We start from the raw sequence: 15046 nt of genomic DNA, 5'->3' as shown, positions 1-15046 counted from the left end.
ACATGACGGAAGGCCGCGGCGTGCATCCGGTGCGCTACGGCTTGCTGATCCTTCCATTCGGCGTCACGGCCGGCTTCCTGACGGTGACGATGGCCTGGCTGCTCCACGCGGAGGGCGTCGCGGCCACCGACATCGCGGCGCTGATCGCCCTGAGCTATCTGCCTCACACCTGGAAGTTCTTCTGGGCGCCGATGGTGGACCTGAGCTGGCGCCGCAAGGGCTGGTACCTGCTGGGTTGTACCGGTTGCGCGACGGGCACCTTCGCCACCGGTGCGCTGGCCGCGACGCCCGGAAACCTGTCGTGGATGAGCGTGGCCGTGCTGGCCACCAACGTCGCCGCGACCTTGCTCGGCATGTCCATCGAATGCCTGATGGCGCAAGCGACGCCTGAAGCGCAGAAGGGCCGTGCCGCCGGTTGGTTCCAGGCCGGGAACCTGGGCGGACTGGGCGTCGGAGGCGGCGCGGGGTTGTGGATGGTCCAGGTCAGCGGGCTGAGCGCCCCGGCTGCCGCGGCCGTCCTGGGCGGGCTTTGCGGCCTGTGCGGGCTGGCGCTGATCGGCCTGCGCGAGCCGCCACCCTCGGCGGCTTTGAATGAGGCGCGTGGCGGCCGCTTGCGCGAAGCCGCGGCCGACCTCTGGGCCGTGGCCCGCTCGCGCCGGGGCGCGCTCGCGATCCTCGTGTGCTTCCTGCCCGTCGGCACCGGGGCGGCGACCAACCTCTGGTCGGTGGTCGCGGGCGATTGGCAGGCCTCCGCCGCCACGGTGGCACTGGTCAGCGGCACGCTCGGCGGGGTGATCTCGGCCGCGGGCTGCCTGGCCGGCGGCTTCGTCTGCGACCGCCTGGACCGCCAGCGGGCCTACTGCCTGTTCGGACTGGTGATGGTCGCCGTCGCGCTCGCCATGGCGTTCGCTCCACGCAGCGAGACGTCGTTCGTCGTTTTCGCCAGTGCCTACGCCTTTGTCCAGGGCCTGACCTATGCCGGCTTCTCGGCCGTGGTGCTGGAGGCGATCGGCCGCGGGGCGGCGGCCACGAAGTACAACCTGCTGGCCTCGCTCTCGAACATGCCCATCGCCTGGGTCACCCTGGTCGATGGCTGGACCTACGAGCACCGCGGGCCCGCGGCCTTCCTCTGCGCCGACGCGGCGACCGGTCTCGGCGGCCTGCTCGTCTTCGCGGGCGCGGTGGCCTGGTCGCGTCGACGCCTTCAGGCCGCCTGAGCGGCGCGCCAGACCTCGTCCTGCCAGGGCATCTGGCAGACCAGCCGGCTCAGGTGCAGGGCCGACTCGCGTGCAGCCAGCAGCTCGCCGTGTTCGCCCACCAGGCGCAGGTTCGTCAGCACGCACAGCGGGTTGGCCATGGCCACCACGCCTTCGGCGATCTGGATCCAGTCCCAGGCGATGCCGGCCTCGCCTTCGTCGAGGTGTTCACTCCACACGGTTTGGCCCGCTTTCGGCACGCCGGGCTCATCTGTCGAGGTGACCCGGGTTCCCAAGTGAACGAATCTTGCCTTACGCTTGGCGCTCGCCTGACAAAATACGGCGGGCCAGGCGTAAAGCGCCCAGGGGGGTGGCATGGAGACGCAGGAGGTCGTGTGCATGATGGCCTTCTTCTTCGTCCGAAGAACCCGAAGTCTGGAGACCTCGTGTTGCACCGACTAGCTGTCAATCCTGTCAGGTTTGTGAAATGACCGCCGCGCTGCTCAGCTCCAGCTACCTGGCGATCGCCGAGGCCCGGTCCTCGGATGCCTTTCGCGAGCAGATCATCCGGTTCGCCAATCAGCTCGGCTTCCGGTATGTGTCGGCGATGACGGTGATCGACCATTCGCTGACGAAATCCGACTTCATCAGCGTCGACAACATGCCCGAGGCCTGGCGCGATTCGGGCGCCTTCAACGGCCAGAACCGGGACCCGGTGATGCAGCACTGCAAGCACGGTGCGCTGCCCATCATCTGGGACCAGAGCACCTACCTTCGCCAGGGCTCGATCGACCTGTGGGAAGAGCAGGCGGTGTTCGGCTATCGCACGGGCATCGCGCTGGCACTGCACCTGCCCGAGGGGCGTCACTTCATGCTGAGCGTCGATCGCGACCAGCCGCTGGAGCAGCCCGCGCAGGAGCTCACCCGCATGGTGGCCGACCTGCAGCTGTTTGCCGTGCATGCGCAGGACACCGCGCTGCGCCTGTTCGTGCCGGCGGAGCAGCTGGTGGAGACCCCTTCGCTCACGCCCCGCGAACTGGAAGCCCTTCGCTGGACGATGGAAGGCAAGACGGCCTGGGAAGTCGGCAGCATCCTGGGCATCAGCGAGCGCACGGCGGTGCTGCACATCCAGAATGCGATGCGCAAGCTGGGCTCCGTGAACAAGCACCAGGCGGTGCTCAAGGCCTTGCGACTGGGTCTGATCCACTAGCGGCGCTGCGCCGTGGGCGCCGGTGCAGTGACAGCCGGTTACCCGCACCTGTAAGAGTTGACAGTGTCCGAATCGGGGGCCGATTGCTTCAATGGCGACGTGCGCTGCATCAGCGCTTCAACGTCGCGGAGCCCCCATGAAGCAAGCCCTGTTGTCTCTGATTCGTCGTACGTTTGCTCGGCAAGTCGTTGCCATCGCGGCAGCGCCTCGCGTGCTGGCCCACGCCGAATTGCGCTTCGTGGTCGGGGGCGACGGCGGCACGGATGCGCCCCGCGTCGGTTGGTGAGCCACTGGTTGAGATGAATTGATTAAACGGGCCGTGACGACTGGCGACAAGCCGGCACGCGACCCGTTTCGGACCGTATCCCTCCACAACCAGCGTCGGGCTTGGTCAGGCCGTATCCAACCGATACAGCCCCCGGGTTTGGCTTGGTTGACTTTCCGGGTGCTGGCGTCGCTTGTCGCCGTCAGCACCTTTCTTTTTTTGGAGCGGGCTCAGACGGCCGAATCGTTGGCGAGGACGTGTTGGGGAAGACGACGGCATGGGTCGCCATCGCGAGCGGGCGCTGAGGGTCATACCGTGACGGGTATGGCGGCGACGGGCGCGGTGGCGGCCTCCAGCCTGGTCAGCCAGTGCATCGCGTGCTGCCTGTCGGGGCCGCACATGGCGGCGCTGGGCGACAGGGAGCCGCACACGGCGGGACGCCGGGGATCGCCGAAGAGTCGGCAGCGCTCCTGAGCGTCAAGCTGCACGCAGCGAACGCCTGCAGGTTTGCCGTGAGGCATGCCCGGAATCGGGCTCGAGATCGATGGTGCGATGCAGCAGGCGCCGCAATGCGCCCGACAGGCCTGAGGGATCGTGCTCACCAGGTCATTCTTGCCCCGCGACGCGAATCCGGGCGGGCTTTTAAAATCAAGCCTTTGCGCGCGCTCCGGCGCCCCAACGCCCGTGCTTTACCCCCAGGAATTCGATGTCATCGTGGTTGGTGGTGGCCACGCGGGCACCGAAGCTGCGCTCGCCGCTGCCCGCATGGGCTGCGCCACCCTGCTGCTGACCCACAACATCGAGACGCTGGGCCAGATGAGCTGCAACCCCTCGATCGGCGGGATAGGCAAGGGCCATCTCGTCAAGGAGGTCGATGCGCTGGGCGGCGCGATGGCCCTGGCCACCGACGAGGCAGGCATCCAGTTCCGGATCCTGAATTCAAGCAAGGGGCCGGCGGTGCGGGCCACTCGGGCCCAGGCCGACCGGGTGCTGTACAAGGCGGCGATCCGTCGTCGCCTGGAGAACCAGCGCGGGCTCTGGCTCTTTCAGCAGGCGGTCGACGACCTGATGGTGGAGGGCGACCGCGTCGTCGGTGCCGTGACCCAGGTGGGCATCCGCTTCCAGGCCCGCACGGTCGTGCTGACGGCGGGGACGTTCCTCGATGGCCGAATCCATGTCGGCCTGCAGAACCACAGCGGCGGTCGCGCCGGCGACCCGCCGGCGGTCAGCCTTTCCGCGCGCTTGAAGGAGCTGAAGCTGCCGCAGGGCCGGCTGAAGACCGGAACGCCGCCGCGAATCGATGGTCGCTCCATTGACTTCTCGCGTCTGGTCGAACAGCCGGGCGATGACGATCCCGTGCCGGTTTTCAGCTTCATGGGCTCGGCGGGGATGCATCCCCGGCAGTTGCCATGCTGGATCACCCACACCAACGAGCGGACGCACGAGATCATCCGCTCCGGCTTCGACCGCAGTCCGATGTTCACCGGCGTGATCGAAGGGGTCGGTCCCCGCTACTGCCCGAGCATCGAAGACAAGATCAATCGCTTCGCCGACAAGACGAGCCACCAGATCTTTCTGGAACCCGAAGGCCTGAGCACCCACGAGTTCTATCCCAACGGCATTTCCACTTCGCTGCCATTCGACGTGCAGCTGGCCGCCGTTCGGTCGATGCCAGGGCTCGAGGGGGCTCACATCCTTCGGCCGGGCTACGCCATCGAATACGACTACTTCGATCCACGGGGGCTCAAGTCCAGCTTCGAGACGCGGGAGATCCAGGGTCTCTTCTTCGCTGGCCAGATCAATGGCACGACAGGCTACGAGGAGGCGGCAGCCCAGGGCTTGTTTGCTGGCGTGAACGCAGCGTGCCAGGCCTTCGGCCGCGATCCTCTTTTGCTGCGGCGGGATCAGGCCTATCTCGGCGTTCTGGTCGACGACCTGGTGACGAAGGGCGTCACGGAGCCGTACCGCATGTTCACCAGCCGGGCCGAATATCGCCTGCAACTGCGAGAGGACAACGCCGACGCCCGTCTGACGGAGATGGGGCGGGAACTCGGCCTGGTCGACGATGCGCGCTGGATGGCCTTCGAGCGCAAGCGGGAAGCGGTGGCCCGGGAAACGGAGCGCTTGCGCTCGACGTGGGTTCACCCTGGAATCCTCCCGCGAGAAATCGCGGAGCCTGTGCTGGGCAAGGCCCTGGAGCACGAATATCACCTGGCGGATCTGCTGCGCCGCCCTGGAGTCGGGTTCGACGAGGTAGCAGCCTTGGCTGCGGCAGCGCGGCCTGAAGCGGGTGTTTCACGTGAAACGTTGGAGGCAGTGTTAGGCGCCGAAACGGCGAGGGCCGTCATTGAGCAGATCGAGATCTCCATCAAGTACGCCGGCTACATCGACAAGCAGGTCGAGGAGGTCGGTCGCGCACTGGCCTTCGAAAATCTGCCGCTGCCGGCGGAACTGGACTATTCGCAGGTCACGGCCTTGAGTTTCGAGGTCCGGCAGAAGCTGAATCGACATCGTCCTGAAACCCTGGGGCAGGCGGCGCGGATCTCCGGAATCACGCCCGCGGCCATCTCCTTGTTGCTGGTGCATCTGAAGAAGAAGCGCATGGGCGGTTTCCACGGGGCTGCCCCGGCCAACGACATACCTGCCGAAGCGCCGTCCGCCGACGCCGCTTGAGCATCCGTCCGACCGGCCGTCTCCCGAGGAGCGGCCGATTCGTCGCCGCCGTGGCAGGCGCTAAAGCAGGCCCGACCATTTGCCTTCTCGAAGCTGCACGATGTCCCCCCCATCCCCTGAAGATCCCCTGGCGCCGGCGCTTGCCGAAGGCCTCGCGTCGATGGCGCTTCCGCTGGACGAGTTGACGCAGCGGCGGTTGCTGCAGTACCTGCGACTCATCGCCCAGTGGAATCGCGTCTACAACCTGACGGCTGTGCGAGAACCCGCAGCGATGCTGACCCAGCACTTGCTGGATTGTCTGGCCATCATTCCGCCATTGCGCCGCCATTTCGCGGCTGCCGACGCTGTGGGGGAAGGGCGGGGCGATGGTTCGACCCTGCTGGACGTGGGCAGTGGCGCTGGTTTGCCAGGTGTCGTGATCGCCATTTGCGAACCTGCTTGGCGGGTGACCTGCGTGGACACGGTGGCCAAGAAGACCAGTTTCATTCGCCAGGTGGCCGTTGAGCTTGGGCTGTCAAATCTCGAGGCCCGGCACGAACGAGTGGAAGCCATGCGCGATAGCGGCTTTGACGTGGTCACTTCGCGGGCCTTTGCATCCCTCGCTGATTTCGTCAACCTCACGCGGGACCGACTGGGGCAGGGGGGATGCTGGCTGGCCATGAAGGCGCAACTGTCTTCGCAGGAGCGGGCTGGGCTGCCCTCCGACGTGGAAGTGTTTCACGTGGAACCACTTCGGGTGCCGTCGCTGGATGCGGCCCGCTGCCTGGTCTGGATGCGGCCACCCGCGGACGCGTAGGGGCGTTTCGCTCCACCGGCAGCCCACAGCCGGTCCACCGGTCATCCACCGGGCCATCCACAAGCTTGTCCACAGGTACCTCCGCTTGACGCTTGGAGGCGACGGCAGGTGAGGCATCTCAAGCGACAATCGTTCTCCATGACCCGCATCTTCTGCATCGCCAACCAGAAAGGCGGCGTCGGCAAGACGACGACCTGCGTCAACCTCGCCGCCGGGCTGGCCCGGGTAGGGCAGCGGGTTCTGCTGGTGGACCTGGACCCCCAGGGCAATGCCACGATGGGTTCGGGAGTCGACAAGCGCAAGCTCGAAGCCAGCGTCTATGACGTGCTGCTGGAGAGTGCCTCCGTCGCCGAGGCACGGGTCCGGTCGGAGGCCGGAGGCTACGACGTGCTGGGCGCCAACCGCGAGCTGGCCGGAGCCGAGGTGGAACTGGTCGCGCTGGACCATCGGAACGAGCGCCTGCGCCGGGCCCTGCACCTGACGGACGGCGACTATGACTTCGTCCTCATCGATTGCCCCCCGTCGCTCAGCCTGCTCACGCTGAACGGCTTGTGTTCCGCCCACGGCGTGATCGTGCCGATGCAATGCGAGTACTTCGCGCTCGAAGGGCTCACCGACCTCGTCAACACGATCAAGCAGGTGCATGCGAACCTGAACCGCGACCTGCAACTCATCGGCCTGCTGCGGGTGATGTTCGATCCCCGCATCACCCTCCAGACGCAGGTCAGCGACCAGCTCAAGTCGCACTTCGGCGACAAGGTTTTCAACTCGGTGATTCCGCGCAATGTCCGTCTGGCCGAGGCGCCCAGCTATGGTGTGCCGGGCGTGGTGTTCGACCCTGCTGCCAAAGGCGCCCAGGCCTTCATCGAGTTCGCGCGAGAAATGGTCGAGCGGGTGAGGGCTGCTGATCCGGTGACCAGTCGAGTGGCGTGATGAATTTGGCACGCGGTGAGGCTGTGCGTGAACTCGTCATGGCTCCGTTAGGGTGTTGGCAGGGTCCGTGAGGAGAATCCCCGGACCATTCGCTCACTCGTAGGGGACTCATTTGACTTCGACGCCCGGGACCGCGCCGCTCGCCATCGCCCGCTTCACCCACTACTTTTGCGACCACAACGCACGCCATCTTCCTCCGCTGGGTCGGCTGGCTCAGTTGCTCACAGCTGTTGGCCTTGCCAGCACGCTCGCCGCCTGTGGCGGCGGCGGTGGTGCCTCGTCTGCCCCCGCCATCGACGATTCGGCCCAGCTCTGCGCGCCGACGAACCCGTACGTCGCCGACGCGTCGGGCCCGACGACCATGGGCACCCTGGCCAACGAGAAAGCCTGGCTGCACACCTACATGAGCGGCGCCTACCTCTGGTACGGGGAAATGCCGAGCGTTGATGCGGATCTGGCGGCCTACAGCAACACGGCCGACGTCTACGGATCGCTCGACAGCTACTTCCAGGCGCTGAAGTCGCCAGCCCACACGGCCTCCGGCAAGCTGCGCGACCAATTCAGCTTCACCTACCCGACCCGGGCCTGGAGCGACCTCATCAACTCGGGTTCGGTGTCGGGCTACGGCATCGAGTGGTACATGGCCTCGCCGACCCCGCCCCGCGGCATCCGGATCGCGTACGTGGAGCCGGGCTCGCCGGCGGCCTCCGCCGGCCTGTTGCGCGGCGACGTCCTGGTGAGTGCCGATGGCGTAGGCGCTGACGACGGCACGTCGTCCGGCGTCGATACGCTCAACGCGGCCTTGTGGCCGTCCGCCAACGGCCAGAGCCACTCCTTCGTGGTCAGCCGCGCCGGCAGCAACGTGAGCAAGGCGCTGGTCAGCGCCACCGTCACCAAGCAACCGGTGCCCACCACGACGGTGATGAACAGTGGCGGTCGCAAGGTGGGCTACATCGTGTTCAACGACCACCTGGCCAGCGCCGAGCAGCCGTTGATCGATGCCATCACCACACTCAAGACCGCTGCGGTCGACGACCTGGTGCTGGACCTGCGCTACAACGGCGGCGGCTACCTGTACGTCGCCAGCGAACTGGCCTACATGATCGCCGGCAGCTCGCGCACCAGTGGCAAGGTCTTCGATCAGGCGCAGTACAACGACAAGCGCAGCGCCGAAACCAACAGCGACGATGCCAAGACGTACTTCTACGACACCTCGTGCATCCTCAACGACAGCTACGAGTGCACGAGCCGCAAGCCGCTACCGACCCTGGGCTTGTCGCGCGTGACCGTCATCACCACCGATGCGACCTGTTCGGCCAGCGAGGCCGTGATCAACGGACTGCGCGGGGTGGACGTGGAAGTCCGGCTGATTGGTGGCACGACCTGCGGCAAGCCGTATGGCTTCACGGCCAAGGACAACTGCGGCGTCTCCTACTTCCCGATCGAGTTCAAGGGCGTCAACGCCAAGGGCTACGGCGACTATGCCGACGGCTTCTCCGCCACCTGTCCGGCCAGTGACGACTTCGATCATGCGATGGGCGACAGCAGCGAGGGCATGCTCGGTGCCGCGCTGTACAACCTGCAAAACAACGCCTGCAACGTGGCGGCCGCCCAGGCCGCGCGCCGCTCGGTGCTTTCTGGCGGAGCGCACCCGCAGGGTCGCTTGCTGCGCGGGCCCGAGCGCGAGGCAAAGATCGCGCTTCCGCGCCGCTGAAGCGGCAGGCGCTCGGGACCCTACAGCCCGAGCGCCTCGTCCTTGCCCGTGTGCACGTTCATGGCCTGCACCGCCGCTCCGCTCGCCCCTTTGCCCAAGTTGTCCAGGCGCGCCATGAGAATGGCCTGGCGGTCGTTGGCGAAGACGAAAAGGTCGACGCGGTTGGTGTCGTTGCAGGCCTGGACGTCGAAGAAGCCGGAGGCCAGGGTCTGCGGATCCGACAGCGGCATTACCCGCACGAAGCGCTCCTGCGCGTAGCGCGCTGACAGCGCGTCGTGCAGCTGGGCGCCGGTCGTGATGCCTGGCAGCTGTGAAAGATGCAAGGGCACACTTACCGCCAGACCCTTGTAGAAATTGGCCACGATGGGCATGAAGACGGGCGTCTCCCTCAGCCCGGTGTGCGCCTTCATTTCGGGCAGGTGCTTGTGGGCGAGCGCCAGGCCGTAAGGGCGGGGGGCCGTCAACGCCGGGTCGCCGCCTGACTGGTACTCGTCGATCATCTTCTTGCCCCCGCCGGAGTAGCCGGTGATCGAGGTGGCGGTGATCGGGGTGTCGGCCGGCACCAGGCCGGCATCCACCAGCGGCCGCAGCAGCAGGATGAACGCGCTGGCGTGGCAGCCGGGATTCGAAATGCGCTTGGAGCGGCGAAGCAGGTCGCGTTGGCCCGGCGCCAGCTCGGGCATGCCGAAGACCCACTCGGGTGAAGTGCGGTGGGCCGTGCTGGCGTCGATCAGGCAGGTGTTCGGGTTCGTGACCATCGCCGCGGCCTCTCGCGAAGCCGCGTCCGGCAGGCACAGGAAGGCGACGTCGGCGGCATTGAGCAGGCGGGCGCGCTCGGCCGGATCCTTGCGCTTGTCGGGGTCGATCCGCAGCAGGTCGATGTCGCCACGCCGCGCCAGGTAGTCGTGGATGCGAAGGCCGGTGGTGCCTTCCTGGCCGTCGACGTAGACGCGGGTCGTCATGGGGCAAATCCTGGAAATGCGGGCGCAGCTGCCCGGGCCGCAGAATGCGGGAATTCCCGAAAGCATACGGCAAGCGCCGGACCCGAATGACGACGAACGCGACCGCTGCACCGGCCCGTGTGCTTCTGCTTCCAGGCTGGCTCGATTCCGGACCAGGCCATTGGCAGACTGTGTGGGAACTGCGACATGGTGATCAACGCGTGCAACAGGCCGATTGGCAGTGGCCGCGCCGCGGGGACTGGATGGCGCGGCTCGAAGAAGTGCTTCTGGACGATCCGCGCCCGGCGCTTCTCGCCGCGCACAGCCTGGGTTGCCATCTGGTCGCCGCATGGGCCGCCCATACCCGGCATCCCGATCGGGTGCTTGGCGCGCTGCTCGTGGCGCCACCCGACCTGGAGCGGCCCGACATGCCTCCGCAGCTTCACGGCTGGCGACCGGTCGTGAAGCAGAGGCTTCCGTTTCCATCCGTCCTGGTCTACAGCGACGACGATCCTTTCTGCGCACCGTCCACCAGCCTGGCACTTGCCGCCGCCTGGCAGGCGCAGCCACACGCGGCAGGCGCGTTGGGTCATGTCAACGGCGACTCGGGCCTCGGTGAATGGCGTGAGGGCCGCCGCTGGCTCGAGGCCCTCGCGACGAGCCGGACCGCGGCCATGTGAACCCGGTGCCGTGACGGACAATCGCGCCATGGCAACGAAGAAACCCAAGGGCCTGGGCATGGGCCTGGAGGCCTTGCTCGGACCGAAGGTCAGCGACACCCCGGCAGAGGCCCCGCCGGGCGCACCCAACGTGCTTCGTGTCGACCAGCTGCAAGCCGGCAAGTACCAGCCCCGGACCCGCATGGACGAGGGTTCGCTGTACGAGCTGGCCGAGAGCATCCGCAGCCAGGGAGTGATGCAGCCCATCCTGGTCCGCCCGGTCGGCGCCCCGGAAGGGGGCACGAGCCCGGCAGCGGGGCGCTACGAGATCATTGCCGGTGAACGGCGATTCAGGGCTGCCAAGCTCGCGGGCCTGAACGAGGTGCCGGTGCTCGTCAAGCCGGTGCCCGACGAATCGGCGGCCGTGATGGCGCTGATCGAGAACATCCAGCGCGAGGACCTGAACCCGCTCGAAGAGGCGCAAGGGCTGAAGCGCCTGGTCGACGAGTTCGGCCTGACGCATGAACAGGCGGCGCAGGCGGTGGGGCGCTCGCGCAGCGCCGCCACCAACCTGCTTCGGCTGCTGAACCTCGCTGCGCCGGTGCAGCAGCTGCTGATGACGGGCGACCTTGACATGGGTCACGCTCGCGCGTTGCTCACCCTCGACAACGCGCAGCAGATCATGGCTGCCAACGAGATCGTCGCCAAGAAGCTGTCGGTGCGAGATGCCGAGAAGCTGGCCGCCAAGGCCGCCAACCCGGGCCGGCAGACGCCGCTGCTTCGCGTGGCAAAGGAGAAGTCGCGCGATATCGTCCGGCTCGAAGAGCAACTGGCCGACGCGCTGACGGCCGATGTCGAGATCCGCGTCCAGCGCAAGACCAAGCGAGGCGAACAAGGCGAGATCGCCATCCGCTTCGGCTCGCTCGACGAGCTGTCGGGGCTGCTCGACAAGCTAGGGGCAGGCGAGCGCTGACGGCTCGCTGACGCGTTCGCTCAACGGCGGGTGGAGCGTCACGAAAGATCATCGAAGACGGGTCCGGCCTCATCGGAACGTGCAGCGCACCACGCGCGGTGTGGCTTGAATCCACTGGACGCTAGCCCTGCTGACGGGAAACGAGATATAACGAGCCAACGCGGGCAGGCCCTTCGCCTGAATCGTCGGAACTGAACTCCCGATGGCCTGCTTTTTGCTCGACTGTCTTTGAGGAGTAAGGCTCAAGCTGTCACCGTCGACGCGCACTGCCGCGTTGCATGACCTGAAGACCGGAAAGCTCTGATGACGCCCGGGTCCAGTACAGCCGGGACGCCATCAGAACTTCCCAGACGCCGCGAGGAGGGACCCACGCGGCGCCGCCCTGACATCCACAGGAGGTCTTGCATGGACGTGATGAGCAGCTTCGCCGCCCGCTACGAGCGAACCCGCGAAGAGGAGATGTCCCTCGCGGAATACCTGGCAGAGTGCAAGCGCAACCCGCTGGCGTATGCGACGGCCGCTGAGCGCATGCTCAAGGCCATCGGCGAGCCGCAGATGATCGACACGCGCAACGACCCGCGCCTGTCGCGGCTGTTCGCGAACAAGGTCATCAAGGTGTACCCCGCCTTCGCCGAGTTTTACGGCATGGAAGACTCGATCGAACAGGTCGTGTCCTACTTCCGGCACGCCGCGCAGGGGCTGGAGGAAAAGAAGCAGATCCTCTATCTGCTGGGCCCGGTGGGCGGGGGCAAGAGCTCCATCGCCGAACGGCTGAAGCAGCTGATGGAGCTGGTGCCGTTCTATGCGATCAAGGGCTCGCCGGTGAACGAATCGCCGCTGGGCCTGTTCAACGCCGACGAAGACGGTCCGCTGCTCGAAAGCGAGTACGGCATTCCGCGCCGCTACCTCAATCGCATCATGAGCCCCTGGGCCGTGAAGCGACTCGAGGAGTTCGGCGGCGACATTCGCCAGTTCAAGGTCGTCAAGCGCCACCCGAGCGTGCTCAAGCAGATCGGGGTCACCAAGACGGAGCCTGGTGACGAGAACAACCAGGACATCTCGTCGCTGGTCGGCAAGGTCGACATCCGCAAGCTGGAGACCTACGCCCAGGACGACCCGGACGCGTACAGCTACTCCGGCGGCCTGTGCCTGGCCAACCAGGGCCTGATGGAATTCGTCGAGATGTTCAAGGCGCCGATCAAGGTGCTGCACCCCTTGCTGACGGCGACCCAGGAAGGCAACTTCAAAGGCACCGAAGGCTTCGGCGCCATCCCGTTCGATGGCGTGATCCTTGCCCACTCGAACGAGAGCGAGTGGAAGGCCTTCCGCAACAACAAGAACAACGAGGCGTTCCTCGACCGCGTCTACATCGTCAAGGTCCCGTACTGCCTGCGGGTGTCCGAAGAGATCAAGATTTACGAGAAGCTGATTCGGCACTCCTCGCTGGCCGAGGCCACCTGTGCGCCGGGAACGCTGAAGATGATGGCGCAGTTCGCCATCCTCACGCGCCTGAAGGAGCCTGAGAACTCGTCGCTGTATTCGAAGATGCAGGTCTACGACGGCGAGAACCTGAAGGACACCGACCCGCGCGCCAAGAGCTACCAGGAGTACCGCGACTACGCCGGCATGGACGAAGGCATGAGCGGCATCTCGACTCGCTTCGCCTACAAGATCATCTCCAAGGTCTTCAACTTCGACAGCCAGGAACTCGCCGCCAATCCGGTGCACCTGATGTACGTGCTGGAGCAGCAGATCGAGCGCGAGCAGTTCCCGGCCGAGCAGGAGCAGAAGTACGTCGGCCTGATCAAGGAGCAGCTGGCCCCGCGCTATGCCGAGTTCATCGGCAAGGAGATCCAGACGGCCTACCTCGAGAGCTACAGCGAGTACGGCCAGAACATCTTCGACCGCTACGTCACCTACGCCGACTACTGGATCCAGGACCAGGAGTACCGCGACACCGACACCGGGGAGGTCTTCGACCGCGCCTCGCTCAACGCGGAGCTGGAGAAGATCGAGAAGCCGGCAGGCATAGCCAACCCGAAGGACTTCCGCAACGAGATCGTCAACTTCGTGCTTCGCGCCCGCGCCAACAACGCCGGCAAGAACCCCGCGTGGACGAGCTACGAGAAGCTGCGTTCGGTGATCGAGAAGAAGATGTTCTCGAACACCGAGGAGCTGCTGCCCGTCATCAGCTTCAACGCCAAGGCCAGCGCGGACGAGGCGAAGAAGCACGAGGACTTCGTGCAGCGCATGGTCCAGAAGGGTTACACCGCCAAGCAGGTTCGCCTGCTGTGCGAGTGGTACCTGCGCGTGCGCAAGTCCTCCTGAGGCATCGGCGTTTGAATCCCTGAAGACGGAGGGACCCGATGCTTCAGCAGATCATCGACCGACGGCTGGCTGGCAAGAACAAGTCGATCGGCAACCGCGAGCGATTCCTGCGTCGCTACAAGGATCAGATCCGCGAGGCGGTCAAGCGCGCGGTGGATGGCCGCGGCATCCGCGACCTGGAGCGCGGCGAGGAGGTGCGCATCCCGAAGAAGGACATCTCCGAGCCGGTGTTCCACCATGGCTCCGGCGGCCAGCGCGAGATGGTCCATCCGGGCAACAAGGACTACGTCAGGGGCGACCGCATCGAAAGGCCCAAGGGCGGCGGCGGGCAGGGCAGCGGCAAGGGCCAGGCGAGCGATTCGGGCGAGGGCGAGGACGACTTCACCTTCGCCCTCACGAAGGAAGAGTTCATGCAGGTCTTCTTCGAGGACCTCGCCCTGCCTCACCTGGTGAAGACGCAGCTGGCCGACGTGCCGGAGTGGAAGACGCACCGCGCCGGCTACTCCAGCGACGGCACGCCGAACAACCTGCACATCGTGCGTTCGATGCGCGGAGCCCTGAGTCGACGCATCGCCATCGGCGGGGATGCGCGACGCGAGCTGCATGCGCTCGAAGCCCGCGTGGTCGAGATCAAGCACTTCCACGCCGACGATCCGGTGGCCCAGAAGGAGTTGATCGAGGCGGAGAAACGCATCCTGGAATTGCGCGCCAAACTGGCCGGCATCCCCTTCCTCGATCCGATCGACCTGCGCTTTCGCAACCGCGTGCGCGTCCCGGTGCCGAGCTCGAAGGCGGTGATGTTCTGCCTGATGGACGTCTCGGGTTCGATGGACGAGGCGCGCAAGGACCTGGCCAAGCGTTTCTTCATCATCCTGTACCTGTTCCTCACCAAGCACTACGAGAAGATCGACCTCGTCTTCATCCGCCACCACACCCAGGCGCAGGAGGTGACCGAGGACGAGTTCTTCCACGCCCGGGAGACGGGGGGCACCGTGGTGTCCAGCGCGCTGGAGCTGATGAACGACATCATCAAGGCCCGCTACAACCCGCAGGAGTGGAACATCTACGGCGCCCAGGCCAGCGACGGAGACAACTGGCACCACGACTCCGGCCGCTGCCGCGAGCTGCTGGTGGAAAAGCTGCTGCCGGCCTGCCGCTACTACGCCTACGTGCAGGTGGCCGAGGAAGAACAGAACCTGTGGGAGGAATACACCCGCATCGCCGAAATGCACAAGCAGTTCGCGATGCGCAAGGCCATCTCGGCCGACCAGATCTATCCGGTATTTCGTGACCTCTTCAAGAAGGAAGGAGCACCGAAATGACGGAGTTTTCCCAGGACAGACGTTTCGTGCACAACC

Annotated in this window: 14 protein-coding genes; 11 read left to right on the top strand and 3 right to left on the bottom strand. The window is 66.0% G+C overall.

Going from position 1 to position 15046, the window contains the following annotated elements; translation table 11 throughout:
* Positions 1–2 precede the first annotated feature (2 nt).
* Positions 3–1217 carry an MFS transporter gene (locus ACS5PM_RS10130; protein ID WP_439387487.1) on the top strand — a complete coding sequence of 405 codons (1215 nt, stop codon included), beginning with the start codon at positions 3–5 and terminating at the stop codon, positions 1215–1217.
* On the opposite strand, the gene ACS5PM_RS10125 is transcribed toward ACS5PM_RS10130, so the two are convergent.
* Positions 1205–1435, bottom strand: a complete 231-nt coding sequence (locus tag ACS5PM_RS10125; RefSeq protein ID WP_439387486.1) for a DUF4902 domain-containing protein — start codon at positions 1433–1435, stop codon at positions 1205–1207. The genes ACS5PM_RS10130 and ACS5PM_RS10125 overlap by 13 nt on opposite strands.
* Positions 1436–1683: 248 nt before the next feature.
* Between ACS5PM_RS10125 and ACS5PM_RS10120 the strand changes: the two genes are divergently transcribed.
* Positions 1684–2406: an autoinducer binding domain-containing protein gene (locus ACS5PM_RS10120; protein WP_439387485.1), complete on the top strand. Its 723-nt coding sequence runs from the start codon at positions 1684–1686 to the stop codon at positions 2404–2406.
* A 136-nt stretch (positions 2407–2542) separates the two neighbouring features.
* On the top strand, positions 2543–2692 hold the full coding sequence (locus tag ACS5PM_RS10115; protein WP_439387484.1) for a hypothetical protein: 150 nt from the start codon (positions 2543–2545) through the stop codon (positions 2690–2692).
* Positions 2693–2979: 287 nt separating this feature from the next.
* On the opposite strand, the gene ACS5PM_RS10110 is transcribed toward ACS5PM_RS10115, so the two are convergent.
* Positions 2980–3264: a YkgJ family cysteine cluster protein gene (locus ACS5PM_RS10110; RefSeq protein ID WP_439387775.1), complete on the bottom strand. Its 285-nt coding sequence runs from the start codon at positions 3262–3264 to the stop codon at positions 2980–2982.
* A gap of 91 nt (positions 3265–3355) precedes the next feature.
* On the opposite strand from ACS5PM_RS10110, the gene mnmG reads away from it, so the two are divergent.
* The 4 genes from mnmG to ACS5PM_RS10090 all read left to right on the top strand — a co-directional run bounded on the left by mnmG (position 3356) and on the right by ACS5PM_RS10090 (position 8787).
* The gene (gene mnmG / locus ACS5PM_RS10105; RefSeq protein WP_439387774.1) at positions 3356–5344 is read left to right on the top strand and encodes a tRNA uridine-5-carboxymethylaminomethyl(34) synthesis enzyme MnmG; all 1989 of its coding nucleotides are present in this window, start codon (positions 3356–3358) and stop codon (positions 5342–5344) included.
* 100 nt (positions 5345–5444) lie between these two features.
* Positions 5445–6140 (top strand): 16S rRNA (guanine(527)-N(7))-methyltransferase RsmG, encoded by a 696-nt coding sequence (gene rsmG / locus ACS5PM_RS10100; RefSeq protein WP_439387483.1) that lies wholly within the window; start codon positions 5445–5447, stop codon positions 6138–6140.
* Positions 6141–6278: 138 nt separating this feature from the next.
* Positions 6279–7073 carry a ParA family protein gene (locus tag ACS5PM_RS10095; protein WP_439387482.1) on the top strand — a complete coding sequence of 265 codons (795 nt, stop codon included), beginning with the start codon at positions 6279–6281 and terminating at the stop codon, positions 7071–7073.
* 112 nt (positions 7074–7185) lie between these two features.
* A complete protein-coding gene (locus ACS5PM_RS10090; RefSeq protein ID WP_439387481.1) occupies positions 7186–8787 on the top strand; it encodes a S41 family peptidase in 1602 nt (533 codons plus the stop codon).
* Between the two features lie 20 nt (positions 8788–8807).
* On the opposite strand, the gene argC is transcribed toward ACS5PM_RS10090, so the two are convergent.
* The gene (gene argC, locus ACS5PM_RS10085; protein ID WP_439387480.1) at positions 8808–9749 is read right to left on the bottom strand and encodes an N-acetyl-gamma-glutamyl-phosphate reductase; all 942 of its coding nucleotides are present in this window, start codon (positions 9747–9749) and stop codon (positions 8808–8810) included.
* An 86-nt stretch (positions 9750–9835) separates the two neighbouring features.
* On the opposite strand from argC, the gene ACS5PM_RS10080 reads away from it, so the two are divergent.
* From ACS5PM_RS10080 to ACS5PM_RS10065, 4 genes are all read left to right on the top strand, one after another.
* Positions 9836–10408: an RBBP9/YdeN family alpha/beta hydrolase gene (locus tag ACS5PM_RS10080; RefSeq protein ID WP_439387479.1), complete on the top strand. Its 573-nt coding sequence runs from the start codon at positions 9836–9838 to the stop codon at positions 10406–10408.
* A gap of 28 nt (positions 10409–10436) precedes the next feature.
* A complete protein-coding gene (locus ACS5PM_RS10075; protein ID WP_439387478.1) occupies positions 10437–11360 on the top strand; it encodes a ParB/RepB/Spo0J family partition protein in 924 nt (307 codons plus the stop codon).
* Positions 11361–11765: 405 nt separating this feature from the next.
* Positions 11766–13688 (top strand): PrkA family serine protein kinase, encoded by a 1923-nt coding sequence (locus ACS5PM_RS10070; protein WP_439387477.1) that lies wholly within the window; start codon positions 11766–11768, stop codon positions 13686–13688.
* A 38-nt stretch (positions 13689–13726) separates the two neighbouring features.
* Entirely contained in the window at positions 13727–15010 is a 1284-nt protein-coding gene (locus ACS5PM_RS10065; RefSeq protein WP_439387476.1) for a YeaH/YhbH family protein, read from the top strand.
* Positions 15011–15046: the final 36 nt, after the last annotated feature.

It is taken from the genome of Ideonella flava, from assembly GCF_051857595.1.
Lineage (GTDB): Bacteria > Pseudomonadota > Gammaproteobacteria > Burkholderiales > Burkholderiaceae_C > Ideonella.
Note: the sequence above shows the minus strand (reverse complement) of the source record. Positions and strands in the feature narration are given on the sequence as shown.

Excerpts from the sequence above, each read along its gene's own strand:
- ACS5PM_RS10115 (WP_439387484.1), top strand. The coding sequence starts at position 2,543 with ATGAAGCAAGCCCTGTTGTCTCTGATTCGTCGTACGTTTGCTCGGCAA.
- ACS5PM_RS10080 (WP_439387479.1), top strand. The coding sequence starts at position 9,836 with ATGACGACGAACGCGACCGCTGCACCGGCCCGTGTGCTTCTGCTTCCA.
- ACS5PM_RS10070 (WP_439387477.1), top strand. The coding sequence starts at position 11,766 with ATGGACGTGATGAGCAGCTTCGCCGCCCGCTACGAGCGAACCCGCGAA.
- rsmG (WP_439387483.1), top strand. The coding sequence starts at position 5,445 with ATGTCCCCCCCATCCCCTGAAGATCCCCTGGCGCCGGCGCTTGCCGAA.
- ACS5PM_RS10065 (WP_439387476.1), top strand. The coding sequence starts at position 13,727 with ATGCTTCAGCAGATCATCGACCGACGGCTGGCTGGCAAGAACAAGTCG.
- ACS5PM_RS10130 (WP_439387487.1), top strand. The coding sequence starts at position 3 with ATGACGGAAGGCCGCGGCGTGCATCCGGTGCGCTACGGCTTGCTGATC.
- ACS5PM_RS10120 (WP_439387485.1), top strand. The coding sequence starts at position 1,684 with ATGACCGCCGCGCTGCTCAGCTCCAGCTACCTGGCGATCGCCGAGGCC.
- argC (WP_439387480.1), bottom strand. The coding sequence starts at position 9,749 with ATGACGACCCGCGTCTACGTCGACGGCCAGGAAGGCACCACCGGCCTT.
- ACS5PM_RS10095 (WP_439387482.1), top strand. The coding sequence starts at position 6,279 with ATGACCCGCATCTTCTGCATCGCCAACCAGAAAGGCGGCGTCGGCAAG.
- ACS5PM_RS10075 (WP_439387478.1), top strand. The coding sequence starts at position 10,437 with ATGGCAACGAAGAAACCCAAGGGCCTGGGCATGGGCCTGGAGGCCTTG.